We start from the raw sequence: 25930 nt of genomic DNA on the forward strand, positions 1-25930 counted from the left end.
TATAAATAGAAATCGAAAAACATTCTATTTAATAGTCACTTTATTATATTTGTAATCCATATCATTTAGCTATTATTTAGTTTGAAAAATTATCTGCTGTTTTTTTTATTTACAATAAGTTATTCGGGTCATTCATCGGGTACTGCTGATTCTATTTTTGATAAGCTAAATGAAGCAATAAAAAACAAACAGCGGTATGTCTTATTAAAAGAAGAACGCATTCTGAACTTCAAAAAAATTCAGTCAGAGGATTTATCGGAAGAAGAAAAATACAATTACAACAAAACTTTATATGCAGAATACCAAAAATTTAATTCTGATTCTGCGATTTTATATGTCAAAAAGAATCTTGAAATTGCTGCTAAACTTCAAAATGCAGCTTTATCAGCTTTAGCTAAACTGCAGTTAGCCAACTCATATTCTTCATCAGGAAAATACCGCGAATCTGAATCTATTTTAAAAAGCATCAACAAAAAAACATTAGACAAATCACTGCTTCCAAATTATTATGTGGTTTATCGGGAGTTTTTTGAACATTATAATGCAAACAGTAACAGTAAAATATATACTGAGCAAATAGGGAAATACAGAGATTCTTTGTTAGGCATATTAAATCCTGCAGCATTGAATTTTAAAGTTAATCAGATTCAGAAAAATATTTTTGATAAAAAGTTTACTATTGCCCTAAAGCAATTATCGGTTTTATTGAAGGACGCAAAAGAGGAGGATTCACAATATGCCATGATTACGTACCTTTTTGGGAAAATTTATGAAGCTACGAATCAATTAGAATTAAGAAAAAAATATTATGCGCTTTCTGCCACTGCAGATATTAAAAATGCAATAAAAGATAATGCTTCACTTCAGGAATTGGCTTTGGTTTTTTATGAAATTGGCGATGTCGACATGGCTTATAAACTCACACAGTCGGCAATTGAAGATGCGCTTTATTGTAATGTTCAGTTTCGAACACTGCTGATGTCTGAGATTTATTCGATTATAAATACCGCCTATTTAGAAAGAGAGGCTCAAAGAAAAATGGAATTGCAATTGTATCTGTTATGTATTAGTCTGCTTTCGGGTTTCTTGATTGCTGCTGTTATTTATGTGTACAGACAAATGAAAAAAGTATCCAGAATTCGAGGAGAACTTTTTATAACCAGTCAAAAATTAGCCGAATTAAACAAAGATATTACCGAAACAAATAGCCAGTTACAGGAACGGAACGCACAATTATCCGAATCCAACCATATTAAAGAAGAATATATTGCACATTTTTTCAGTCTGTGTTCCAGTTACATCAATAAGTTAGAAAATTATCGTGTTATTTTAAATAAAAAAGCAGCTCTCAAACAGTTTGATGAGATTTACAAGATGCTAAAATCGACCACTTTGGTTGAAAAAGAATTGGAAGAACTGTATGAGAACTTTGATGTAATCTTTCTAAACCTGTATCCGACTTTTGTAAAAGACTTTAATGTTCTGCTTATTAATGAAGAGCAAATCGTATTGAAACAAGGAGAATTGTTAAATACAGAACTCCGTATTTTTGCACTGATCCGTTTGGGAATAACTGACAGCGTAAAAATTGCCGCATTTCTTCGTTACTCTTTAAGCACTATCTATAATTATCGTACGAAAGCTCGAAATAAAGCTGCAGTTTCTCGAAATGATTTTGAAGAATCAGTCATGAAAATAGGATTATTATCGTTGAAAGTCTGATTGTTTATTTTAAAATCACTACTTTTTTTAGCTTTTTATTTATTTTAAACTTCTGATATTTATATAATTACATTTTTATTTTACTACTTTTTTCGTTTAGAAATTCAATGCAGACGATAACGTTTTAGCTTTACAATATTATTAAAAGATACTTTTGAAAGTAAGTATCCTGATTGTAAATTTTAATGCTTTAATAAATTAGAGGTATGTTTAAAAATACTAAAACAATTGTTTTTTTATTGTTGTTGAGTTCATTCGGTATGAATGCACAAAATAAAGTTCCTGTTTATCTTGATGATAAAAAATCTGTTAATGAGCGTGTAGAAGATGCGCTTTCTAAAATGACAACTGAAGAAAAAATTGCCATGATTCATGCGCAGTCAAAATTCAGTTCGCCAGGCGTTCCGCGTTTGGGAATTCCAGAAAACTGGATGACTGACGGACCACACGGAATTCGTACCGAAGTTTTATGGGACGAATGGAATCAGGCAGGCTGGACAAATGATTCTTGTATTGCATTTCCGGCACTTACCGCTTTATCTGCAACTTGGAATAAAGAAATGGCCTCTTTATACGGAAAATCAGTTGGGGCAGAAGCTCGTTTCCGGAACAAAAACGTATTGTTAGGCCCCGGAGTAAATATCTACAGAACACCATTAAACGGCCGAAACTTTGAATATATGGGAGAAGATCCTTTTCTTACTTCAAAAATGGTAGTGCCTTATATTAAAGGGGTACAATTAAACGGAGTGGCTGCCTGCGTAAAACATTTTGCCCTAAATAATCAGGAAACCAATCGTAATGCTGTAAATGTAATTGTTGATGACCGTGCGTTATATGAGATTTATTTGCCGGCATTTAAAGCAGCCGTTCAGGAAGGAGATGCATGGGCAATTATGGGTTCATACAACAAATACAGAGGGCAGCACTGCTGTCATAATGAGTTTTTATTGAATGATATTCTTCGCGGGGAATGGGGATTCAAAGGAGTTGTAATTTCAGATTGGGGAGGAGCCCATGATACAAAACAGGCTATTCATAATGGTTTGGATATGGAATTTGGTTCTTGGACTAACGGACTTTCATGGGGAACCAGTAATGCATACGACAACTATTATTTGGCAAAACCATACTCGGCTATGATCGCAAAAGGTGAAATTGGGACTAAAGAATTAGATGAAAAAGTGCGTCGTATTTTGCGTTTATCGTTCTTAACTACAATGAATAAAGAAAGACCTTTTGGATCATTTGGGACAAAAGAACACGCTGAAGCTGGATTAAAAATCGCTGAAGAAGGAATTGTACTGCTTCAAAACAAAAACAATATTCTGCCGATTAATCTTTCTAAAACGAAGAAAATTGCAGTTATCGGAGAGAACGCCATCAAGATGATGACTGTCGGCGGCGGAAGTTCTTCGCTTAAAGCGAAATATGAAGTGATACCTCTTGATGGATTAAAGAAAAAGATTGGAAACCAGGCTGAAGTGGTTTATGCCCGCGGTTATGTAGGAGACCCAACAAGTAATTATAATGGAGTAGTTGCAAAAGTGAGTTTGGAAGACAAACGTTCTCCGGCTGAATTAACTGCAGAAGCTTTAAAAGCAGCAAAAGACGCAGATGTAGTATTGTTTTTTGGAGGTTTAAATAAAAGCGATAATCAGGATGCTGAAGGAGCAGACCGTAAAGATTTAGGTCTTCCTTATAATCAGGATAAATTAATAAGTGAATTGGTTAAAGTAAATAAAAATGTGGTTTTTATAAATATTTCGGGAAATGCTGTGGCGATGCCGTGGGTAAATGAAGTTCCCGGAATTGTACAAGGATGGTTTTTAGGCACTGAGGCTGGAACTGCTTTGGCTGCTGTTTTGGTTGGAGATGTGAATCCGTCTGGAAAACTGACTTTTACTTTTCCAGTAAAATTAAGCGATAATGGTGCACATTTTCTTGGAGAATTTCCAGGTGGTGATGAAGTGACCTATAAAGAAGGAATTTTTGTTGGATACCGTTGGGCTGATAAACAAAAGATAAAGCCTTTGTTTTCTTTTGGCCACGGTTTAAGCTATACAATTTTTGAATATGGAAAAGTAACTGCTGATAAAAAACAAATGACAAATGCAGATCAAATTACATTTTCTGTTAAAGTAAAAAACACAGGAAGCCGTGAAGGATCAGAAGTGGTTCAGCTGTATATAAGCGATTTAAAATCATCTTTGCCCCGCCCAATAAAAGAGCTAAAAGGTTTTGAGAAAATTTTACTTAAAGCCGGTGAAGAAAAAACAGTAACTTTTACAGTAGATAAAACAGCCTTGAGTTTTTTTGATGATAAAAAACACGATTGGGTTGCCGAATCAGGTGATTTCGAAGCTTTAATTGGAGCATCATCTACGGATATAAAATATAAAGTGATTTTTTCACTTCGATAAATTTCATTAATTCTAAGTTAGTTGGTTGTAAAACTGCAATGATAAATAGTTGCAGCTTTTTTTAAAATTAAATTTTTATTTTTACCATTAAGCGATTAAGAAAAATTAAGAGTTGTGTTTACTAATCTAAAAAAAAAAATACCATTAAGATATTAAGTTTCATTAAGTCATAAAGGCTTAATTGTCTTAATCTCTTAATGGTTCAAAAAATAAAAGACTTTATTGTTTAAAATTAAACGGCTTAAAAATCATCAAGAGTAAAGAATAAATAAATCTATGTTTTTATGTTTTAAATAGTATTTTTAATTTTTAGATTAACCAAAATATAAAATTCACTTTTAACCAATAACCATTTTATGAGTTCCATTTCTACAGATATTAAACCCAAAAAGCATTATGAAATTTTGGACGGTTTACGTGGAGTAGCAGCAATTTTAGTCGTTGCTTTTCACATTTTTGAAACTTTTAGCGGAGGGAATCGTTTTGTCCAAATTATCAATCACGGTTATTTGGCCGTTGATTTCTTTTTCCTTTTATCAGGATTTGTTGTCGCTTATGCGTATGATGACCGTTGGGGAAAAATGACACAATGGGAGTTTTATAAACGGCGTTTAATTCGTTTGCAGCCTATGGTTATTATGGGGATGGTTATTGGAGCCTCTTTATATTATTTTCAGGCTTCGGATATTTTATTTCCTCAAATAGCGGCAATGCCATTATGGAAATTACTATTGGTAATGTTCATAGGATTTACGCTAATTCCGTTAACGCCGTCGGCAGAAATTAGAGGCTGGGGCGAAATGCATCCGCTTGATGGTCCTGCCTGGTCATTATTTTTTGAATATATAGCTAATATTTTATATGCTTTAGTTTTTCGAAAATTTTCGAATAAAGTGCTTTCCATTTTTGTTTTGATATTTGCAGGAATGCTTATTAATTATACTGTTTTTGGACCAAAAGGAGATGTCATTGGTGGATGGTCGTTGAATTTGGAACAAATGAATGTTGGTTTTACCCGTTTGTTATATCCGTTTTTTGCAGGGATTTTACTTTCCCGTTTAGGAAAATTAATCAATGTAAAAGGGGCTTTCTGGGTTTGCAGTTTATTGATTGCCATTGTTCTTATCGTGCCAAGAATTGGTGATGAAAACAGTTTATGGATGAATGGTTTATATGAGTCTTTTTGTATTATTCTTATTTTTCCTTTAATCGTTTCAATTGGAGCTGGGGGCGAAATTAAAAACCCTTTTTCTCTTAAAATCTGCAAACTGCTGGGCGATATTTCATATCCAATTTATATTACTCATTATCCGCTTATTTATTGGTATACCGCTTGGGTTGTAGATAATAAAGTTTCGCTAGAAAATGGTTATGCATTAGGAATAGGTGTTTTAATTGCCAGTATTTTAATTGCCTATTTGTGCTTGAAACTATATGATGAACCCGTACGTGATTGGCTTCAGAATAAAATTCAAAAACAAAAAGTTGTCGTATTAGAATAATTTATATCATTTATTCTTTGAATTTACTTGAATAAAAAACGTTGTTTTTTATTTATAAACCATTAAGTCTAAATTCTCTTAATTTCTTAATGCTGAATTCAATAGTAAAATGGGATTAGTTCATATTAAAAAAAAACAGCCTTTGGTTCAAAATATGAACTCAAAGGCTGTTTTTTTTTAAATTAAATCATTMTATTGGGTTTAATATTTTCTTGATGTATCAAAACAGAGTTATTTCATTTTGGACTTTAATCCATATAAAAGTAGCTTTTGAACTAGTGGTCATAAAGCAGGATTTATGAAAGAATTATTTAATAGTATCCCTGTTTTATTTAAACCAAAAAGTTGATGCAGTGACATTAGAAATAAGTGCCACCACCCCTAACTGCGGCACAATGTATTTTAAATTTTCTTTAGGTTCAGTCAAGCTGTGTTGTGCCAATGCAAAACCTGCCCAATGTACGGTCATTATGGCTTTGACTTGAGCATCAATTTTCTTCTGGAAATATATGTATTTGATGCCAATATTTATTGTATTGGCTTCTATTCCCATTTAAAATGGTGGCCATATTGCTTCATTCTCTCAATATCTGATACGACACATCAAAAAAAAAATAAAAATCGTTCCTTAAATTTTTGTTTAAATTTTTATTTTTTGCTATTCGAATAGGAATAAGGATAGCTACTTGGAGAAGTTCCTCTTTGGGTATTTGGTTTTGCAATCATATCAAAATCCAAAACAGCTCCTTTAAGTAAATCGAAATGATTGATGTAATTTTTTGAATAGATTGAATTATCCCATTTTAATTCATTTACATATTTATTTGTATCAGAATTATTAGATGCATTTATTATTAATTGTTTGCCATTTTCTAAATTCAAAGTTACTTTTTTAAATAAAGGAGCTCCCAAAACATATTCATCAGAAGCTGGACAAACAGGATAAAAGCCCATAGCAGAAAAGATATACCAAGCTGAGGTTTGTCCATTATCCTCATCTCCGCAATATCCATCGGGAGTTGGTTTATATAAACGATTCATTACTTCTCTAGACCAATACTGTGTTTTCCATGGCTGACCAGCATAATTATACAAATAAATCATATGTTGAATTGGCTGATTGCCATGCGCGTATTGTCCCATATTCATGATCTGCATTTCACGAATTTCATGAATAACGCTGCCATAATAACTTTCATCAAAAACAGGCGGTGTGTCAAAAACAGAGTCCAGTTTATCTATAAATGCATTTTCTCCACCCATCAAATTCACTAAGCCATTAATATCATGAAACACACTCCAGCTATAATGCATACTATTTCCTTCGGTAAAAGCATCTCCCCACTTAAATGGATTAAAGTTAGCAGGGAATGAGCCGTCTTTATTCCTTCCGCTCATCCATTTAGCTGATGGATTAAAGACATTTTTATAATTCATCATTCGTTTTTCGTAGAAAGCAATTTCATTTTTTGGACGATTTAATGCCTTAGCTAATTTCCAAATTGTAAAATCATCATAAGCATATTCCAAAGTCCTTGCTGCATTCTCGTTGATTTTTACATCATAAGGTACATATCCTAATTCATTATAATACTTAATTCCTGCTCTTCCAACGGCTTCCATTGGTCCTTCGTTATTAGCTCCATTCAACAAGGCTTTGTATAATATATCAATATCATATCCTCGTAATCCTTTTATATAAGCGTCAGAAACAACCGAAGCCGAATTATTCCCCACCATTATGTTTCTAAAGCCAGGGCTAGACCATTCGGGTAAAAAGCCTCCTTCTTTATAATCATTTATCAAACCTTCCTGCATTTCTTTGTTTATGGAAGGATAAACTAAATTTAATAATGGGTATAATGCCCTAAAAGTATCCCAAAAGCCTGTTCCTGCATACATATAACCAGGTTCAACCCCGCCATTATATGGGCTACGATGAATTGTCTTTCCTGTAGCATCTATTTCATAATGCTTTTGCGGAAAACACGTTGCTCTAAACAGCGAAGAATAAAAAGTTTTTAATTGTTCATCAGTTCCGCCTTCAATTTTTATTCTCCCTAATACTTTATTCCACTCATTTTTTGACTCGGTTACTAAATTGTCAAAAGATTTATTTCCTAATTCTGTTTTTAAATTCAACTCAGCCTGCTCAAAACTGATAAAAGAAGAAGCTGTTTTCACATTTATGATTTCTCCTTTTTTAGTTTCAAAATTAACTACAGCCCCAGAATGATCAGCCGCTATTTCTAATATGTCTTTTTGGAAATTTCCATCAGACCAACAAGCGGTGGATTTAAATGGTTTGTCAAAAATTAAAACAAAATAGTTTTTAAAATCAACCGTTTTGCTTTTTTTTGAAAGTACGGTATACCCAATTACTTTATTTTCATTTGGGATTATTTTTATATATGAACCTCCTTTAAAAGCATCAATTACAATAGAAGACTGTTTGTTTTTAGGAAAAGTAAATTGAAAATCTGCTGCTCTCTCGGTAGTTGTCAATTCAGTAACGATATCATAGTCTGCTAAATAGACACTATAATAATAAGGTTTTGAAATTTCTGCCTTGTGACTGAACCAGCTTGCCCTATCATCATCGTTAAAAACTATTTTATTGGTTACTGGCATTATGGCAAATTGACCGTAATCATTCATCCAAGGAGAAGGCTGATGAGTTTGTTTAAAGCCTCTAATTTTATTAGCAGTATAAGTATAACACCAACCATCACCCATCTTACCGGTTTGTGGAGTCCAAAAATTCATTGCCCAAGGTCTGGCTATTGCAGGATAAGTATTCCCGCTGGATAATTCATCAGTTGATTGGGTTCCCATCAAAGGATTTACATAATCAGCCAAATCCTCTGTCTTGGTTTGGCCTTTGGAAATTAATACATAGAATAACATTCCTATTATAAATATCTTGTTTTTCATGTTTTTATTTTAATGAATTTTTCTAATATCAAATTTATTTATTTTTTTGGGCTTCGGTCCCATATAAAAAGTTATTTTCGAGCCATTAGTTATAGCAGTATGGCTGATGAATGAACTATTTAAAGGTTTTCCGTCCAGCAGTACTTTTTGAACGTAAACATTTTTTGGACTTTGGTTAACAGCTTCAATTGTAAATGTTTTTCCATTTTCTAATGTCAGTTCGGCTTTGTTTACTAATGGAGATCCCAATGCATATTGATCTGATCCTGGAGCTACAGGGTAAAATCCTAGGGAGGAGAAAATGTACCAGGCACTCATTTGCCCGCAGTCATCGTTACCGCCTAAGCCGTCTGGAGCGGGTTTGTACTGCATGTTTAAAATTTTACGGACTTGCCCCTGTGTTTTCCAAGGCTGGTCCGTCCAATTATAAAAATAAGCCACATGGTGTGCCGGCTCATTGCCATGAACGTATCCTCCAATAATTCCTTCTCTTGTAATATCTTCTGTTTCGGCAAAAAATGAATCAGGCAGATGCATTGTAAAAAGAGTGTCTAACCGTGAGGCAAAAGCTTTTTTGCCACCCATTAAGTTTATTAAATCTGTTGGGTTATGCGGTGCAAAAAAGCTGTAATTCCAGCTGTTGCCTTCTATAAATCCCTGTCCGTTGGTACTTAAAGGATCAAACTCTTTTTTAAAGCTACCGTCTGCCAATTTAGGCTGCATAAAGCCGGTTTTTGGCTCAAAATTATTTTTCCAATTTTCAGAGCGTTTTATAAACTCGCTGTAAATTTCGGTTTGATTTAATTTTTTGGCTAACTGAGCAATGCACCAATCATCATAGGCATATTCCAAAGTGTTGGATACTGAAATACCACTTTTTTCGGCAGGGATATATCCTAAGTCCATATAGTAGCCAATGCCTTCGTAATCGCGGTGTTTTGCAGTAGTGACACAGGCTCTTAAAGCTTCATTTGGATCGCCGTTATAAACTCCTTTTATGATGGCATCTGCAATTACAGAAACGCTGTGATAGCCGCTCATACACCAGTTGTCGTTGGCATAATGCGACCAAATTGGCAACATGTGGAGACTGCTTTGATCGTAATGAGCCAGCATCGATTTTACCATATCGTTGTTTCTTGAAGGCTGAATTATATTAAAAAAGGGGTGCAGTGCTCTGTAAGTATCCCATAGTGAAAAGGTGCTATAATTGATAAATCCATTTGCTTTGTGTGTGCTTTGATCTAAGCCTTTGTATTCTCCATTTACATCAGTATAAACAGTAGGATTTATAAAAGTATGGTACATGGCCGTATAAAAATTTACTTTGACATCTTCGGGAGCAGTAATTTTAATTTTATTCAGTTCCTTGTTCCAATTAGACTGTGCTTGTGCTTTTACTTTTTCAAAATTCCAATCTTTTATTTCTTCTTTCATGTTCTGCAGAGCATTTTCCTGACTAACGGGAGATACCGCAAATTTTATTTTAATTTTTTCATCTTCGTTTGTTTTAAAATCAAAATACATTCTGATTTTTTTTCCAGCTATTTCTGGGAAGTTTTTATTTTGATCAAATTTTCCCCAGAAACCTCTATAGGCCTGCTTAGTCTCATAATTCTTTTGGCCGTATTGAATGAAAGGCTTGGAAAAAGCCATGGCAAAATAAACTGTTTTTGTTCTTGCCCATCCATTGGTTTGTCTGTAACCTGTAACCAGAGTATCATTAACGACTCTTACATAAGTCCAAACATTTTTGTCATTATAGTTATAAATTCCAGCCATTAAATCGAATATTATATGGCTTTCATCCGATTTTTGGAAAGTGTATTGATGCATGCCAACTCGGGTTGTGGCGGTCATTTCGGCCAAAATATTCTCATCATCTAATTTAACTTTATAATAACCAGCTTCGGCAGTTTCATTAACATGAGAAAATGCCGAACGGTAGCCGCTTTTTGGATTTGAAGCAGTTCCTGGATTTAACTGCAGTTTTCCTTGCGTTGGCATAATCAAAAAATCACCAAGATCGGAATGTCCTGTTCCGCTTAAATGGGTATGGCTAAAACCGACTATGGTTTTATCTTCATAGCGGTATCCGGCACAATACTTATATACTTCGCCATTATATTTTCCGTTTTGTTCATACGAAATAGTGTCGGTTTCCGGACTAAGCTGCACAGCTCCAAATGGTACTGTAGCGCCAGGGTAGGTGTGTCCCATTTTTTCGGTGCCAATAATTGGTTTTACATATTGAACCAAATTTTGCTGCGCATTGCTATAACAGAAACTTAAGAATAAGAGAGACAGAAATATTTTTTTCATCAGATGATTATTGTTTCTTCGTAAAACCTTTTCGTGTCATTTCGCCCTAGCCTTTGGTTCCCATAACTTTTTCTTTATAACCAACTAAAGCGGCATATACCGTAAGAGGATGAAAATACAATGGCTCTATAAAAGCGGCGAGCAGCAGTTTGAAAAAATCGATTTGCTTTGGATATTTGTGATAAGTATACTCTTCGCTGTAAAGAGCAATAACTGAAAATAAAACAGCAAAAAAGTAAACAAATAATACTAGCAGCAAAAAGAAATGCCAATTAAGCAAACCAAAAGCAATTAATATAATTGTTACTAAAAGACCTGTAAACTCTATTGCTGGAGCCAAAAATTCAAAGAATGTCCAGTAGGGTATACTGAGCATGCCCAGCAGTTTGTATTTTGGGTTCAGAAACATTTTCTTGTGAATACTAAGTGTTTCAATCGTTCCTCTCATCCAGCGGCTGCGTTGTTTTTTGAATATTTTAAACTCTTCAGGCGCTTCTGTCCAGCAAAGCGGATCGGGTATATAACTGACAGAATAAGGGGTTTTGTTTTCAATCATATAACGGCGCATTCTTACTACCAGCTCCATGTCTTCACCAACCGTTTTTGTGTTATAGCCACCTGCCAGCAATGCAATTTCTTTATCGAATGCACCAAATGCTCCGCTAATGAGCAATAGCCCGTCCAGTCTTCCCCAAGCCATTCTTCCTAGGAGGAAAGCTCTCAGATATTCCAAAACCTGTATCCTTGACAGCATAAGATCCGGAACATTTATTTCAACCAAACGCCCGTTCTTAATGACACACTGGTTTGCAATTCTGACTACGCCACCGGTAGCAATAATGCGTTTGCCATGAGATTCCAAAAAGGGTTTAGCCAGTTTGAGCAGGGAGTCTTTGTCCAGGATACAATCAACGTCAATGCATACTACGTATGGATTTTGTGCAATGTTAAGGCCTACGTTTAATGCATCGGCTTTGCCTCCATTTTCTTTGTCTACGACTATCAGTTTTTTAAATGCAGCGTTTTTGGAGGCATATATCCCTTTGATTTTTTTTGTTTCAATTTTTGATTGAATATCAAGTTCTGTGAGAACAAGATCATAAGTCTTGATAAGAATTCCCATCGAATTGTCCTTGCTGCCGTCATTTACCACAATTACCTGATAATTATTGTAATTTAATGAAAGTAAGGATTTTACATTTTCTTCAATGGTAAAGCCTTCATTATAGGCAGGGGCAATTAGGGAAAGTCTGGGTGCAAATTCACTTGTAAGAAGCACCTCATAATCTGCAAAACTGTTTTTTTTTAGATAACTCTTTAGCTCTTTTGTAGAAAGGTAGGCTAAAAAAAAATAAGATGACATGATTAGTACTGCATATCCAAGAATGAGGATTATATACAAATCCAAAAACCATGTTATATCATTATTTAAAAAAGTCATTTGTTTATACTGTTAAACTGTTTAATGTCTGCAAAACACTTTGGGCTTCATATTGTATTAATGTATTTGGAGTACTATCCGCTAATTGTGCGACATAGGAATGTTTTTGCGTAAGCTTAAGTTCATTAATAAGCTTTAAGCCAAGCGTAATGACAGTTGTGTTTTGTGACACCAGTAAGAGTTCGACACCTTTACTATCGCCTATATCATGTTTTTTAAAAGCATTTATAATATTCAGCTGCGTCCAGTCATCAATAGGATAGGGATGTTCTGTAAGATGCATTATGGCTTTTATGCCTGCCAATTTAATACAGGCATTTATTGCTGTAATTTTTAAAGTTTTATTTCGGGCTTTAGAAAATGCTATTATGGTGTCAAAAGATTCATTAACATTGAATTCTGCCAATTCTGTAATCCCTTTACATTTTATCTCCCATTTCAGATTTCTGAGTTTTTTAAATGAATCATTTATTAATCCGGATTCTTTATAAAATTGTTCCAGTTTTTGTGCATAAACGCCCTCATAATTTTTATGGAGATTTATAATCGATTCCGTTATCACTTCTCTAAAAAAAATAGCATTAGAAAGCATCCTGTAATTTTTGTCTTCCTTAACGGCTGAAAAAGGAATGCCCTGAAAAATCACCGAGAACATTAATTTTTCAATAATTATGCTGTATTCTATCCGGAGTCTTTCTTTTCTTATATTCTTACTGCGGCTTCTGATAATCATTAGATACAGAATAAAAGAGGCAATGACAAACAGGCAGATCGACCCAATTAGAAAAGATTCTACCCATGTACCATCCTTAAAAAGTTTCCAGAGTTTTATCATATATTAGAACTTCATTATACACGTGTATTTAATAATTTATTAATTCTCACTAAAAGCACGGCTGGACTAACAGGTTTGGCTATAAATTCGTTTGCGCCTATATCAAAAGAATCCAGTTCTGTCTGTTCTACGCCAGAAGAAGTAAATATAATTATCGGAATATCTGAATTAATATTTTGTCTTACATATTGCGTAATTTCCATGCCGCTTATGCCCGGCATATTGATGTCGGTCAGAATCAGGTCATAACTATTCATTTCGATAGCGTCCAATGCATCTTTACCATCAGAAAATTGGTCAACATTAAATCCTTTAGACTCTAAGAAAAAAGATAATGATTTGCGTAGAATGTCATTATCTTCGGCTAAAATTACTCTCATTGGTTTTAAATATTTTGAGGCAAACTAATTTTAAAGCATCAGAAATTAACGTAAAGCTATAGTATATTTCTTTTTTATCATAATTCCTTTAAGTATTTAACTACTTCATTGGTTCTATTGTGTATAATGTCTATTTTATTTGCAGTTTCGGCGGTAAACTCACCTAAATTTGCTGCTTCCTCAATAACAGACAAACAATTGCTTAGATCATTAAGCATAAACATATCAAAACTAGACTTCATTTTATGCGCCAGTTTCTTTACGGTCTCATGGTTTTTATTATGAAATGCATTTTCCAGCTGGACTGTTTCATTTGGCATTTTTTCTATAAAAAGGTTTATCATCTCCTGTATGAAATTCGGATCGCCACAGGACATTTCATCCAAAAAAGACAGATCTGCCATTTTTTTCTGAGGAAGCATATTGTCTTTACTTAGGACTGCCTTAATTGTTTCCAGAAGTTCCTTCTGTTTAAAAGGTTTTGGCACATGACCATTCATTCCCGTTTTGTAACAGCGTTCCTGCTCGCCGGCTAGAGAATGGGCAGTCATCGCTATTATCGGGATGGTTAAATTCATTTCATTTCTAATATATTCTGTAGTTTGGTAACCGTCTTTAACTGGCATTTGAAGGTCCATTAGCACCACATCATATTTATTTTTTGATAATAAATCTATTCCTTCAGCACCATTTTCGGCAATGTCTAATTTAAAACCAAAGTTGCTGATAACGTTTTTTGCAAGTTCCTGGTTTAAAACATTGTCTTCACAAAGCAGTATTTTAAGTTTGCCAAGATTGTCTCCTGTTAATGTTTTAGCTGCTTTTTTAGCTGTTTTTTCTGCCTGATTTACTTTTTTATAAGTAAGCACAAAGAAAAATTCTGAACCACGCTTTTGTTTGCTTTTTACATGAATTTCAGCGCCATGTAATTCAATCAGCTGTTTTACAATGTTGAGGCCAAGTCCTGTACCGCCAAATCTTCTTGTAGTGCTTTCTTCTGCTTGTGTAAACCGTTCAAAAATAGTTTTAAGCTTTTCCGGATGTATGCCAATGCCAGTATCTTTAACGGAGAATCTAAGTGAATACTGATCGGCTGTCTCATCGACCTTTTTTACAGAAACTGTCACTTCGCCTTCTTCAGTAAATTTAAGAGCATTACCAGTAAGGTTAACCAGTATTTGGTTTAATCTTACCTGATCGCCAATTACAGTGTCAGGCATGTCAGCGTCTAAAAAGAGATTGAATTCAACATCTTTAGGGACTTTTACTTTTAGTAAGTTATAAACATGCTTAAGAGTCTTTTTCAAATTGAATGGTGCAGCATCAATAGTTAAATTTCCTGATTCAATTTTAGAAAGGTCGAGAATGTCATTAATTATTAAAAGCAGATTTTCACCAGCTATTTGTACGCTTTTAATATAATCACGCTGAATTGGCGTCAATTTTTCTTGGGCTAGGAGGTCAGTAAAGCCAATTATTGCATTTAATGGAGTCCTGATCTCATGATTCATATTTGCTAAAAAACTGTCTTTTGCCAATATAGCTTTTTCGGCAATCTTTTTCTGAATGCTTAACTCAATATTTTTTGTTCTTAATTCTAATTGGTTTATTACATGTTTTGCAATAATAGAAAGTGCATTCCGCTGGTTTTCATTAAGCTTTTTAGAAACATGGTCTATAGCACATATTGTCCCTATGTTGTAACCATCGGGTGTAGTGAGTGGAATACCGGCGTAGAACCTTACTTTAAATCCTCCTGTAACATTAGGATCGTCTTTAAAACGTTCGTTTAAAAAGGTATCTGGTATTTCGACCATTTCTGATTCGATAATGGTATATCTGCAGAAACTAATTTCTCTTGGCACTTCGGATACGCCAATCCCTATTTCAGATTTAAACCATTGTCTGCTATCATCTATAAATGAAATATGGGCAATGGGTACGCTACAAATATAAGAAACGAGTTTTGTAGCATCATCAAAAGCATTTTCGGGTAAAGTATCAAGTATATTATAACGTTTCAATGCCGCCAGGCGTTCCATTTCGTTTTGCGGTATGGAGGAAATATCGTTATTCATTTATCGAAAGGTAAAAATTATGTGTCTAAATAATTTTGAACAAAGTTMTTTAAAAGAAATTACCAACTGTTATTTTGGGTGTTAAATCATAAATGTACAAAAAAAAAGCATTTTTTGATATATCATCTTTCTTTGAATATAATTATTGTTGAGTAAATTAAATGTTTTACAAAAAAGAGAATTTATACGTATAGTATTCGAAAACAGTTTATACTATTAAGAAAGCATCTGTCGAACACTGCACTGCCCCCAAAAAGTGTCTGACTTTTTGGGGGCAGTCTACTAGTATTATAGTTCTGCTTTTAAAATTTTTAAAATCCGTAACTTAGTGTTTAACTAAGTTTTACGATCATGAGAGCTATATTTTTTATTATTTTACTCTTAACAGCAGAATCATGTGCTACAAAAAAGGATAGTAAGAAACTGCTGCTGCCTGAAGGAATAAAATCTGCTACCGAAGAAATATATGTAACAGTAAATAATCAGAAAAAGCTTTTGCATAAAAAGCAAATGCTTTTTACTAAAAATGGGCGAATCAAATACTCCAAAACTATTGATTCTGTAGGCAATCTGTTGCAAGAAACCGAAAAGAAATTATGGTTTGTAGTTGAATTGTATCCAGATAAAGAACCCTATTACTGTAAAACACGTTGGAAATTTAAACAACGAGAACGCATTAGTTGCTATACTAAAAAACAATACAAACAAAATGAAGCAATTTATCATTATAATAAAGATGGAACTATTGATAAAATAGCAGATAATTTTGCTACTTTCTACACACAGTATTTTTATTATAAAAACAAAGAACTCTTCAAAATTATTATCAGGGATAAAAATGATGCACTTATTGATGAAGTTTTAGTATACTGTGTGGCCAAAGATGAAAAAGGCGCTTGTTTAAAAGAGATTAGAATTTCGATTAAAACAAACGATAAAGAAGAGATACTCTTCTCTCCGAATTATGATTGATGATCTAATTTCAATTTGTAGCGACCATTTTTTTCAATTTGACCTAAGAAATAATATTTTCTAAATCAAAAAAAAACAGAAAGCGTCTAAGAGCCTTTGGCAATGATGCTTACAGGAAGCTGTTTTACAGGTTTAAAAACGAATGTACTGATTTTTATTAATTCGTCTATAATAATGTACGCTTCGTAGTTTTATTTACATCTAATATTGAGATGGTTTTAAATGTAATTAATTGATTTTTAGTAATTAATAGGTATAACGCATCTCTGTTTATCAAATATATTCTTCCCTTTTTGCATTGAGCTTCCGTTAATTTAAGATTTTATTTTTTGGTTACTTCCTTTTTTATTGTATCTATTGAAGATCAGCTTTTTGTGTTATTTTTTAAAAAATGTATAAAAAAACACTTAAAATATATGGGATTAAAAACTATTTTTGTAAAATCGATTGTATTTTGCTAAAAAGTGAAATAAATGTTTTTCATAAATCATTTAATCCAATTGGCCAAGCTCTATTAATTCTTTGCGTCGTTATGTATTTTTAATTAACCAATGGTTATTTGGAGGATTTTATCCAGAAGATGTACATGCCCAATGATTGGAGAAGAAGAAATCAAAAAAAAGTAATTAAAATTTATAAATAGTGAATAAAATTCAAATTGTATCCGATGCTATAGTACAACAAGTGGAAATATCGGTGGCTGGTTCAAAGCTGGAGTTTCTGCAGTAGGAATTGGAAGTTAATTAATTGGATTAACAGGGATTATGTTACTATTGAATCGGAAACAAAAAAGGTTTTGAATTTAATTCAATCAATAAAATAAAACATTTATTGATTTTCAGGTTATGATGTTTTATAAGCCGAAAGCCAATTCAAAAAGCACCAATTTTAGCCTGAATAATATCTTTCAGTGAAAATAGGCTAATGTAAATAGTTTTTTGCGGTGCAAGTAAATATTGACCAGATCGAATACAAAAGTAAGCCATCTTAACAATWGGAAGTGAGAATTCAGTTTTCAAATCTTTGAAGAAGATTTGAAAACTGAATTTCTGGCAACACGCCAATTTGGAAAAACCCATCTGATGAAGAGGATGTCGTTCGTTTATTAGGTAATTTCGAGGGATAGATTTTCGAGGGAGTTTTTTTATCTGACAAATTTACGTTGACTATTTATGGTTATATAATTGGAGATGAATTTCACCCTTAAATCAAAATTAAAATTTCCTATTATTGAAATCTCCTTTTTAATTGAGTAATTTTGATAGTCAAAAAATAGGACTGAATTTATTTTAAAGTAGTTGGAATAATAAAAGCAATGAAAATGAAACAATTAATATGGTTCCTGTTTTTTTTAGTTACCTCTTTCTCTTATGCCCAATTTTCAAATTTAAAATTCGAAAATCTTGATACGTCAAAAGGACTTTCGAGCAGTACCTGTCTTGATGTTTTTCAGGATCGCGAAGGGTTTTTATGGTTTGGAACCATAGATGGTCTCAATAAATATAATGGGTACGAATTTGAAGTTTACCGTACTGTTTTAAATGATTCACATTCAATCAGCAATAATAGAATAAATGCCATAACGGAAGATGGTTATGGCCGTTTATGGATTGGAACTGATAATGGATTAAATGTTTTTGACAAGAATACAGAGAGATTCTATAAGATTGATTTGTATCCGACAAAGGCAGGTGAAGCTAATTTTAGAGAAGTTATCAATGCTCTTTTGTATGATAAAAAAACTAACACCCTCTGGGTAGCTTCAAAAAAAGGCGTTATTAAATTAGTGTTGGATAGTACAGGAGCTGGTTCTTATGACAAAATTAAGTTTAAATATTATGTAAATAAGCCGAATGACAAGGCTTCAATTGACAGCAACGATGTTACTAATGTTATAAATGACAGTAAGGGAAATGTTTGGGTTGGAACTAAAGGCAGTCATTTGCACCGATATAATTCAAAGGCTAATAATTTTGCAAGATTCTCCATAGATTTTGAAGGCAATGAGTATTTGAATCATTTGCCAAAACAAATTTTAATAGACAAAGAGGGTAATTTTTGGATTGGAAATGACTTGTCTCACTTGTTTTTGTTTGATGTTGAAAAAAACGTTTTTAAAAATGTCTCTCCTTTAAATAAAAGAGTCCCTATTTTTCATCTTTTTCAAGACAAAAAAGGTATTGTCTGGATTTCTACGGACGGTGATGGGATATTTTTAATGGATAAAAAGAAAGGTTTACTGCAACACTTGACACATAATCCAAATAATCCTTTTTCATTATCCAACAATCAGCCTTCGAAAGTTTTGGAGGATAAAAATGGGATTTATTGGATCACTTCATACAACAGCGGGGTTAGCAAATTGGCGATATCTAAATCCTCATTCGGGCATTATTTTTATAAACCGGAAAGCAATGAAGGCTTGAGTGCCAAAACTGCACAATCTGTTCTGGAGGACGACAAAAAGAGAATTTGGATTGGCACTGACGGAGGAGGTTTGAATCTTTTTGATGAAAAGAAAGGCACTTTTAAACATTTCATGGCAAAGTCTGGGAATCCAAATTCCTTGAGTTCTGATAAAATTACATATCTGTTGAAGGGCAGTAATAATATCCTTTGGGTATGTACGTGGGATGGCGGTTTGAACAAGTTTGAAACCGATAAAGGAATAGCTAAATCGTATCAATACAATCGAAATAATCTTTTTTCAATAGGCCAGAATACAGTCTGGTATGCCGAAAAGGATTCCCAAAACAGATTATGGCTGGGAACATCAACAGCAGGCTTAAATTTGTTTGATCCCATTACTGAAAAATTTTACCAATACAAGAATATTCCGGGGGATCCAAAAAGCATCATAAGCAATTTTGTCTTTTCACTTTTTATTGATTCAAAAAACAGGCTATTCACAGGTACTGCACAGGGATTATGTTATACGGAGTTGGCCAAACTCAAAGGAAGGGTACCTGAAAAGATACCATTCACGGAAATTAAAATAAAAAATATTCTAGGAAACCGCGTTAATCATATCATCGAGGATTATAGGCAAAACATTTGGGTTGGAACCGATATCGGATTGTATGAGCTTGATTCCAATTTGAATTTGAAACATTCCTATTCTTCCTTGAATGGGCTGCCCAATAATTTAGTTGTGGGTATTCAAGAAGACAATAATCGGAATTTATGGATTACAACCAAAGGTGGTTTATCGCTACTTAACACAAGAACACGAGCGTTTAAAAATTTTAATGTGCATGATGGGTTACAAGGCATAGAATTTCAAAGTAAGTCTATAAGTAAAACCCAAGACGGCCGCATCATTGTGGGCGGTATAAATGGCTTTAATATTTTTAATCCGGATAGTATTTCTTTGAAATCAAATGTTGTAAGTCCGGTTATTACAGAAATTAGATTATTTAATAAAAGGGTAAATCCAGGCGATACTCTAAAGGGGAGGATACTGTTAAAAGAATCGGCAAGTATTGCTAAAGAAATAGAACTTAAATATAACGAGGGATACATTTCTTTTGGTTTTGTTGCTCTAAATTACCAAAATCCGGAACGGGTTAAATATGCCTACAGGATGAATGGGCTGGATGAAAATTTTATTAATGCAGGTAATACCAGGATTGCAAATTATTCTAATTTAGAGCCAGGCACTTATACTTTTGAAGTCATGGCTTCTATAGACGGCCAGTGGGAACAGGCGAGAAGATCTGCTTTAAAGGTTACTGTGTTGTCGCCTCCTTGGAAAACTTGGTGGGCTTACAGTATTTATATTTTGGCTTTTGTTTCGGCACTTTGGTTCTCCGTATATTATTATACCAAGAAGGTAAGGGAAGACAAAGAGCAGGAATTAGACCAAATGAAGTTAAACTTTTTTATCAATGTTTCGCATGAGTTTAGGACACCACTGACATTAATTTTAAATCCTGTTGATAAAATTCTTTCAGCTTACAATGATCCTGAAGAAGTCAAGAAATCAGCACTGATTATACAAAGAAGCAGCAGGCGCCTGCTGCATCTTGTCAATCAGCTTCTTGATCTCCGGAAAATGGATCTTGGAAAAACGCCATTGGAAATTACCAATATAAATATCGTAAAGTTCAGTAAAGACGTTTTTTTGCTGTTTGAAGATTTGGCAAAGGCAAAAGGTATTCGGTTTGTGTTTGATTCTCCTAAAAAAGAATTTTACGGAATGTTCGATCCTGATAAAATTGAAAAAATTCTAACTAATCTTCTGTCAAATGCTGTCAAATTTACAGAGAAAGGGGGCACAATAAAATTGTCGATTTCTGAATTAAACAGAAAAAAAACGGAGCCTTTATTGTGGTTTTTTAGAAAATCAAAATTAGAAAGGGAGGTTGAAATTCGTGTTTCAGATACAGGAATAGGTTTTAAAAAAGAAGAATTAAAAGAAGTTTTTCAACGATTTTTTCATCCAGACAGCTCCAATACCGGAACAGGAATTGGATTGAATTTTATCAAGAGCTTGGTTGAATTGCATAAAGGAGAAATTTTAGTAGAAAGTCAGTATCAAGTGGGAACTGTCTTTATAGTAAGATTGCCTGCGGATCTGCCACTTGAGAAAAAACAATCCGCTAATTTTTATCAAGCAGGCAGTTATCAAATAGACCAGAACTCAATAGCATCAACCGAGTATGAAATTGCTATATCGAATGAAGAGGATGATATAGTTGCTTCGGATTTAGATAAAGGAAACCGTCCGGTGGTGCTCATTGTTGAGGATAATAAGGAGTTGCGTAATCATCTCAAAAACGAATTGAGTAACCAGTTTCACATTAAGGAGGCGGCTAATGGGCTTATTGGATTGGAAATGATTAAAAAATACTATCCTGATATTGTAATTAGTGATGTGATGATGCCTGAGATGGATGGTTTTGAATTGTGTAGACAGGTTAAAAATGACATAGAAACGAGTCATATCCCAGTTGTGTTATTGACTGCAAGAAGTCTTGAAGAAGACAGAATAGAAGGCTATGATACCGGTGCCGATGAATATTTATCCAAACCATTTAACATAAATGTTCTAAAAGCGCGAATTAAAAACCTGCTCGAAGCAAGAAAAAGAGCTAAAGAACGTTTTGCCTCTATTGGCAGAATATTGCCTTCCAGCGAAATAGCTACAAACACTATAGATGAAATGTTTTTGGACAAAACCACCAAAATCGTTTTGGAGAATATCTCTGATCCTGATTTTGCATTAGAGGACATTATAAAAGAATTGGGATTGGGCAGGTCTCAGTTTTATAGAAAAATCAGTTCCATTACGGGACAAAATCCAAGTAATTTTATTCGGACTATCCGATTAAAATATGCTTCAGAATTATTATTGAGTAAACAGTATTCTATCAAGGAACTGACTCATTTGTGCGGTTTTAATTCTTCTGCTTATTTTACCAAAACCTTTAAAGAGCTTTTTGGTTTAACACCTACCCAGTATGTTGAACAAAAACAGGATCAATAATTTCTAATTGTCTTTCTTTGTTGATAGAGGATAATTAATGTTTAATTTTTGTCAGTCCGAAGTTTATTCTTTTTAAAGAATCAAACTTCGGACTGACTTTTTAATTATGATTCCCAATAGCTTATTCCCTTCCTGTTTTAGAATATATATCCTTTTGAATTTTTGCTTTACATCATCAAAATAGTAGCAGAAACAGAATTCATACTACCCTTTTTTATCTTGATTTATGGGATTGCCTCTGTTTTTTATTTGATAATATTTTATCTTTAAAAATGTATTATAAATAAAAAAAGTGCTATTTTTTTTACTTATAGCTAAAAAAGAACGATAATTTATGCAGAATGAATTATAATTTATCTTTTAATTAAGTTGTTTAGGGTAATTTTGATATGTTGATAAATCAATAAATTATTAATCTAAGGTTAATACATTATGAACTGTCAATAAGTTTATAGGTATCGGTATTTATAGTTATGAGAAAGCTTAAACGTGCTGGATTTTAATTTCTTTAGCGGGTGGGGTTTGGAACTCAAAATATAAATCTTGGTTAGTTTGCTGTTTTTTTACATAGCTGTTTCTGATAGATTATCGGTAGCCATATACCAAAATGAGAAGTCAATTTAATAATAACACATAATTGCAAGAGTCTAAATGATTTATTTAAAAAATTAATTGTTTAAGTTCAACTTTAAATGACGAATTAACCTTAATTAACCTTAAATATGATTGAAAAAATGAGAAAAAAGTACCAGATTCCTAATTTACTCAGTAAAAAAGGGGGTCTAATTGTGTTATCCATGGCACTGGTGTCTACAAACTTGGTGCAGGCCAAAGAAAATACTATTAAATCTAGTATAGAGGTCAGAATGGTTGCAGGACAAGAAAAAATTGTTACAGGAAAGGTAATTTCTTCTGAAGATAAGAATGGAATTCCGGGTGTTACTATTGTTGTAAAAGGAACAAAAAAGTCTGTTGTTACAGATTTTGATGGTAGTTATAAGATTGAAGTTAGTTCTGATGATGACGTATTGGTGTTTTCTTTCGTTGGTTTGGTTCAGCAGGAAATCAAAGTAGGAGCTAGATCAGTAATTGATATAACCATGGCATCCATTTCTGAGAACCTTACAGAAGTAATTGTAGTAGGATATGGTTCGCAGAAGAAAAAAGATCTTACTGGTGCTGTTACGATGGTGAAAGCAAAAGATATTAACGGTATCAGAGGTGGTAATGCTGCGGAAGCGCTACAAGGAAAAAGTGGTTTAACTGTAGTGTCATCTGGAGCACCGGGTGCAAGTCCTGTAGTTAGGATTCGTGGTATCGGTACCAACAGCGATTCTTCTCCGCTCTATGTAGTAGACGGTATGATGACAAATGATATAGCTTGGCTAAATCCTAAAGATGTTGAATCAATGAGTGTATTGAAAGATGCTTCGGCTACGGCTATTTATGGTTCCAGAGGTGCAAATGGGGTAATCATGGTTACAACAAAAAAAGGAAAATTGGGGAAAAGTATTATTTCCTATTCAGGAAGTGTAGGTAGTCAATTTGTCCTTGATAATTACAAGGTAGCCAACGGAAGTCAGTATGCAGCGCTGATGAATACGGTTGCTTCCTCGGCCGGGCTGGCACAGCCCTACCCAAATCCTTCGCAGTATGGAAAAGGAACCGACTGGATGGACGAAATCAGCAAGGCGGGCTTGATGAGCGATCATCAGATATCTGCTTCAGGAAGCACTGAAAATGTAGGCTACAATATAAGCTTAGGGTATTTTGAACAGAAAGGGGTTTGGAATAATACAGGTTATAACCGTTTGACCTTGCGAATCAATAATGACTACAAACTGAACAGCAAGATAAAAATCGGGCATAATTTCAATCTCAGTAACGCAAATGCAGGTCAGGGATTGACTTATAGAACAGTACGTTCCGTTCTTTCAGGCTCACCGCTTATTACGCCTAAAAACGATCAGGGAAAATGGAATCCGATGCAGAACAATGATCTCATTAATCCTGTTGCGGAATTAGAATTTAATAAGGACGCTAATACAAATGATCTTCGTTTTGTAGGGGACTTATGGGGAACATGGGACATTATAGACGGACTTCAGTTTAAGACATCCTTTGGAGAAGACTGGATGTTCACAAGATTTGACCAGTTCCTGCCGCAGTACAGCATAAACCCTTCATTCCAATTTAATAATCCAAACAGCTATACGGAAAACTATAGTACTAATAATACATGGTTATGGACCAATACAGTAACTTATGATAAAAAATTTAATGAAAACAATCGTCTAAACCTGCTTGTAGGCCAGAGTTCAGAAGAGACCCAGTTGCGTGGCCTGGGAGCAACAGGCAAAAAATATGCGGTGGATAATCTGGATTATGCTTCTATATATTCTGCCAGTATAAATAACAGGACTGTAAATGCATTTCTGCCTGCAAAATCATCAAGAGCATCGTTTTGGTTCAGAACGAATTATGCATTGAAGGATCGTTATTTGTTTACGGCAACTATCCGCGCCGACGGTTCCTCAAAATTCGGTCCAAACAACAGATGGGGTTATTTCCCTTCTGCAGCTTTAGGTTGGAGAATCAGTGAAGAAAGTTTCCTAAAACAGCTAAGCTGGCTTGATAATTTAAAAATAAGAGGAAGCTGGGGGATGACTGGTAATGATAAAATTTTTAATAACGTGGCTTATGCTTTAGTAACACAGAGCGATGAATTTCATGCGATTTTCAATAATCAGGTAAACCCTGCGGCTGGTATTGTAAATGATTATAATCCTAATGTAAAATGGGAGAACAATGTTCAGGCTGATTTGGGTATCGAAATGAGCGCATTGGATAAGAGACTTACTTTTGAATTTGATTATTTTAACCGAAAAACAGAAGATTTACTATTGATATTGCCTATACAGGGCGGTTCTGTGGGTATAGCTCCAACATACAGTAATGCTGGTTCTGTACAAAATAAGGGGTATGAGGTAATGTTAGGATGGCAGGATAGCAAAAATGATTTTAAATATGGAGTAAGCTTCACTGGAAGTTCTTTTAAAAATGAAGTTGTTGACTGGAATGGCATTACTACCACCAACACAGCATTCTCTACAAATTTACAAACCAGAATACAGGAAGGTCAGCCTTTCAATTATTTCTACGGCTACAAAACCCAAGGGATTTATCGCACACAAGCCGATATTGACAGCTGGAATGCTTATGCAGTAAGCAAAGGAAAGGCAGCTTACCATACAGCCGCGAAATTAGGAGATTTGATTTATGTGGATACTAATGGTGATGGTCAGATAACTTCGGCTGACCAGACTAATATTGGAAGTCCGTTCCCTAAATTTACAGGAAGTATTGCTTTGAATGCAGAATATAAAAATTTTGATTTTAATTTAGATTTTACTGGAAGTTTTGGGGCAAAGGTGATGAATAACTCTTATAACGATTTTACTTCGCCTAACAATAACATGCATACAGACTGGTTGGATTCATGGACCCCTGATAATACCGGAGCAGCTATGCCGCGTCTGGCTGCAGGATCTGTAAACATGAACAGAACCATCGATATTATGGTATTTAGCGGAAACTATGTGAAATTGAGAAGTGCAACACTTGGTTATACGTTGCCGGATTCAGTTACTGAAAAAATAGGAATAAGCAAATTACGATTTTATTTTACAGGAGCCAACCTGTTATATTTTACTAAGTACAAAGGTTTTACTCCGGAATTGGCTGATGGGCTTGATTATAATTCTTTTCCTATCTCAGGCAGTATGCAATTTGGTATGAACCTTAATTTTTAATTAACAATAAAATTCATTAAG

At 33.9% G+C, this 25930-nt stretch carries 13 protein-coding genes; 6 read left to right on the top strand and 7 right to left on the bottom strand.

What is annotated here, in order from left to right; genetic code table 11:
• Positions 1–81: 81 nt before the first annotated feature.
• The 3 genes from AC1DVP_RS16735 to AC1DVP_RS16745 all read left to right on the top strand — a co-directional run bounded on the left by AC1DVP_RS16735 (position 82) and on the right by AC1DVP_RS16745 (position 5647).
• Positions 82–1722 (top strand): DUF6377 domain-containing protein, encoded by a 1641-nt coding sequence (locus AC1DVP_RS16735; RefSeq protein ID WP_477184629.1) that lies wholly within the window; start codon positions 82–84, stop codon positions 1720–1722.
• 206 nt (positions 1723–1928) lie between these two features.
• Complete coding sequence (locus tag AC1DVP_RS16740; RefSeq protein ID WP_477184630.1) at positions 1929–4145, top strand: glycoside hydrolase family 3 C-terminal domain-containing protein; 2217 nt, start codon at positions 1929–1931, stop codon at positions 4143–4145.
• Between the two features lie 356 nt (positions 4146–4501).
• The gene (locus tag AC1DVP_RS16745; protein ID WP_477184631.1) at positions 4502–5647 is read left to right on the top strand and encodes an acyltransferase family protein; all 1146 of its coding nucleotides are present in this window, start codon (positions 4502–4504) and stop codon (positions 5645–5647) included.
• Between the two features lie 328 nt (positions 5648–5975).
• Here AC1DVP_RS16745 and AC1DVP_RS16750 read toward each other — a convergent pair whose 3' ends face one another.
• The 7 genes from AC1DVP_RS16750 to AC1DVP_RS16780 all read right to left on the bottom strand — a co-directional run bounded on the left by AC1DVP_RS16750 (position 5976) and on the right by AC1DVP_RS16780 (position 15637).
• Positions 5976–6200, bottom strand: coding sequence for a hypothetical protein (locus AC1DVP_RS16750; protein ID WP_477184632.1), 225 nt, complete (start codon positions 6198–6200; stop codon positions 5976–5978).
• Positions 6201–6295: 95 nt separating this feature from the next.
• On the bottom strand, positions 6296–8581 hold the full coding sequence (locus AC1DVP_RS16755; RefSeq protein WP_477184633.1) for a GH92 family glycosyl hydrolase: 2286 nt from the start codon (positions 8579–8581) through the stop codon (positions 6296–6298).
• Positions 8582–8590: 9 nt separating this feature from the next.
• Positions 8591–10903 carry a GH92 family glycosyl hydrolase gene (locus tag AC1DVP_RS16760; protein ID WP_477184634.1) on the bottom strand — a complete coding sequence of 771 codons (2313 nt, stop codon included), beginning with the start codon at positions 10901–10903 and terminating at the stop codon, positions 8591–8593.
• A 46-nt stretch (positions 10904–10949) separates the two neighbouring features.
• Positions 10950–12344 carry a glycosyltransferase family 2 protein gene (locus tag AC1DVP_RS16765; RefSeq protein ID WP_477184635.1) on the bottom strand — a complete coding sequence of 465 codons (1395 nt, stop codon included), beginning with the start codon at positions 12342–12344 and terminating at the stop codon, positions 10950–10952.
• A gap of 4 nt (positions 12345–12348) precedes the next feature.
• The gene (locus AC1DVP_RS16770) at positions 12349–13179 is read right to left on the bottom strand and encodes a hypothetical protein (RefSeq protein ID WP_477184636.1); all 831 of its coding nucleotides are present in this window, start codon (positions 13177–13179) and stop codon (positions 12349–12351) included.
• Positions 13180–13193: 14 nt separating this feature from the next.
• Positions 13194–13559, bottom strand: coding sequence for a response regulator transcription factor (locus AC1DVP_RS16775; RefSeq protein WP_477184637.1), 366 nt, complete (start codon positions 13557–13559; stop codon positions 13194–13196).
• 77 nt (positions 13560–13636) lie between these two features.
• On the bottom strand, positions 13637–15637 hold the full coding sequence (locus AC1DVP_RS16780) for a GAF domain-containing hybrid sensor histidine kinase/response regulator (protein WP_477184638.1): 2001 nt from the start codon (positions 15635–15637) through the stop codon (positions 13637–13639).
• Positions 15638–15988: 351 nt separating this feature from the next.
• Between AC1DVP_RS16780 and AC1DVP_RS16785 the strand changes: the two genes are divergently transcribed.
• The 3 genes from AC1DVP_RS16785 (at position 15989) to AC1DVP_RS16795 (ending at position 25909) form a co-directional block, all read left to right on the top strand.
• The gene (locus AC1DVP_RS16785) at positions 15989–16609 is read left to right on the top strand and encodes a hypothetical protein (RefSeq protein WP_477184639.1); all 621 of its coding nucleotides are present in this window, start codon (positions 15989–15991) and stop codon (positions 16607–16609) included.
• Between the two features lie 1321 nt (positions 16610–17930).
• Positions 17931–22097, top strand: a complete 4167-nt coding sequence (locus tag AC1DVP_RS16790; RefSeq protein ID WP_477184640.1) for a hybrid sensor histidine kinase/response regulator transcription factor — start codon at positions 17931–17933, stop codon at positions 22095–22097.
• 734 nt (positions 22098–22831) lie between these two features.
• Positions 22832–25909 (top strand): SusC/RagA family TonB-linked outer membrane protein, encoded by a 3078-nt coding sequence (locus tag AC1DVP_RS16795; protein ID WP_477184641.1) that lies wholly within the window; start codon positions 22832–22834, stop codon positions 25907–25909.
• Positions 25910–25930: the final 21 nt, after the last annotated feature.

This window comes from Flavobacterium sp. P3_A6, from assembly GCF_056403035.1.

Coding starts and splice junctions, on each gene's coding strand:
- AC1DVP_RS16740 (WP_477184630.1), top strand. CDS start 1,929: ATGTTTAAAAATACTAAAACAATTGTTTTTTTATTGTTGTTGAGTTCA.
- AC1DVP_RS16745 (WP_477184631.1), top strand. CDS start 4,502: ATGAGTTCCATTTCTACAGATATTAAACCCAAAAAGCATTATGAAATT.
- AC1DVP_RS16750 (WP_477184632.1), bottom strand. CDS start 6,200: ATGGGAATAGAAGCCAATACAATAAATATTGGCATCAAATACATATAT.
- AC1DVP_RS16755 (WP_477184633.1), bottom strand. CDS start 8,581: ATGAAAAACAAGATATTTATAATAGGAATGTTATTCTATGTATTAATT.
- AC1DVP_RS16760 (WP_477184634.1), bottom strand. CDS start 10,903: ATGAAAAAAATATTTCTGTCTCTCTTATTCTTAAGTTTCTGTTATAGC.
- AC1DVP_RS16765 (WP_477184635.1), bottom strand. CDS start 12,344: ATGACTTTTTTAAATAATGATATAACATGGTTTTTGGATTTGTATATA.
- AC1DVP_RS16770 (WP_477184636.1), bottom strand. CDS start 13,179: ATGATAAAACTCTGGAAACTTTTTAAGGATGGTACATGGGTAGAATCT.
- AC1DVP_RS16775 (WP_477184637.1), bottom strand. CDS start 13,559: ATGAGAGTAATTTTAGCCGAAGATAATGACATTCTACGCAAATCATTA.
- AC1DVP_RS16780 (WP_477184638.1), bottom strand. CDS start 15,637: ATGAATAACGATATTTCCTCCATACCGCAAAACGAAATGGAACGCCTG.
- AC1DVP_RS16785 (WP_477184639.1), top strand. CDS start 15,989: ATGAGAGCTATATTTTTTATTATTTTACTCTTAACAGCAGAATCATGT.
- AC1DVP_RS16790 (WP_477184640.1), top strand. CDS start 17,931: ATGAAACAATTAATATGGTTCCTGTTTTTTTTAGTTACCTCTTTCTCT.
- AC1DVP_RS16795 (WP_477184641.1), top strand. CDS start 22,832: ATGAGAAAAAAGTACCAGATTCCTAATTTACTCAGTAAAAAAGGGGGT.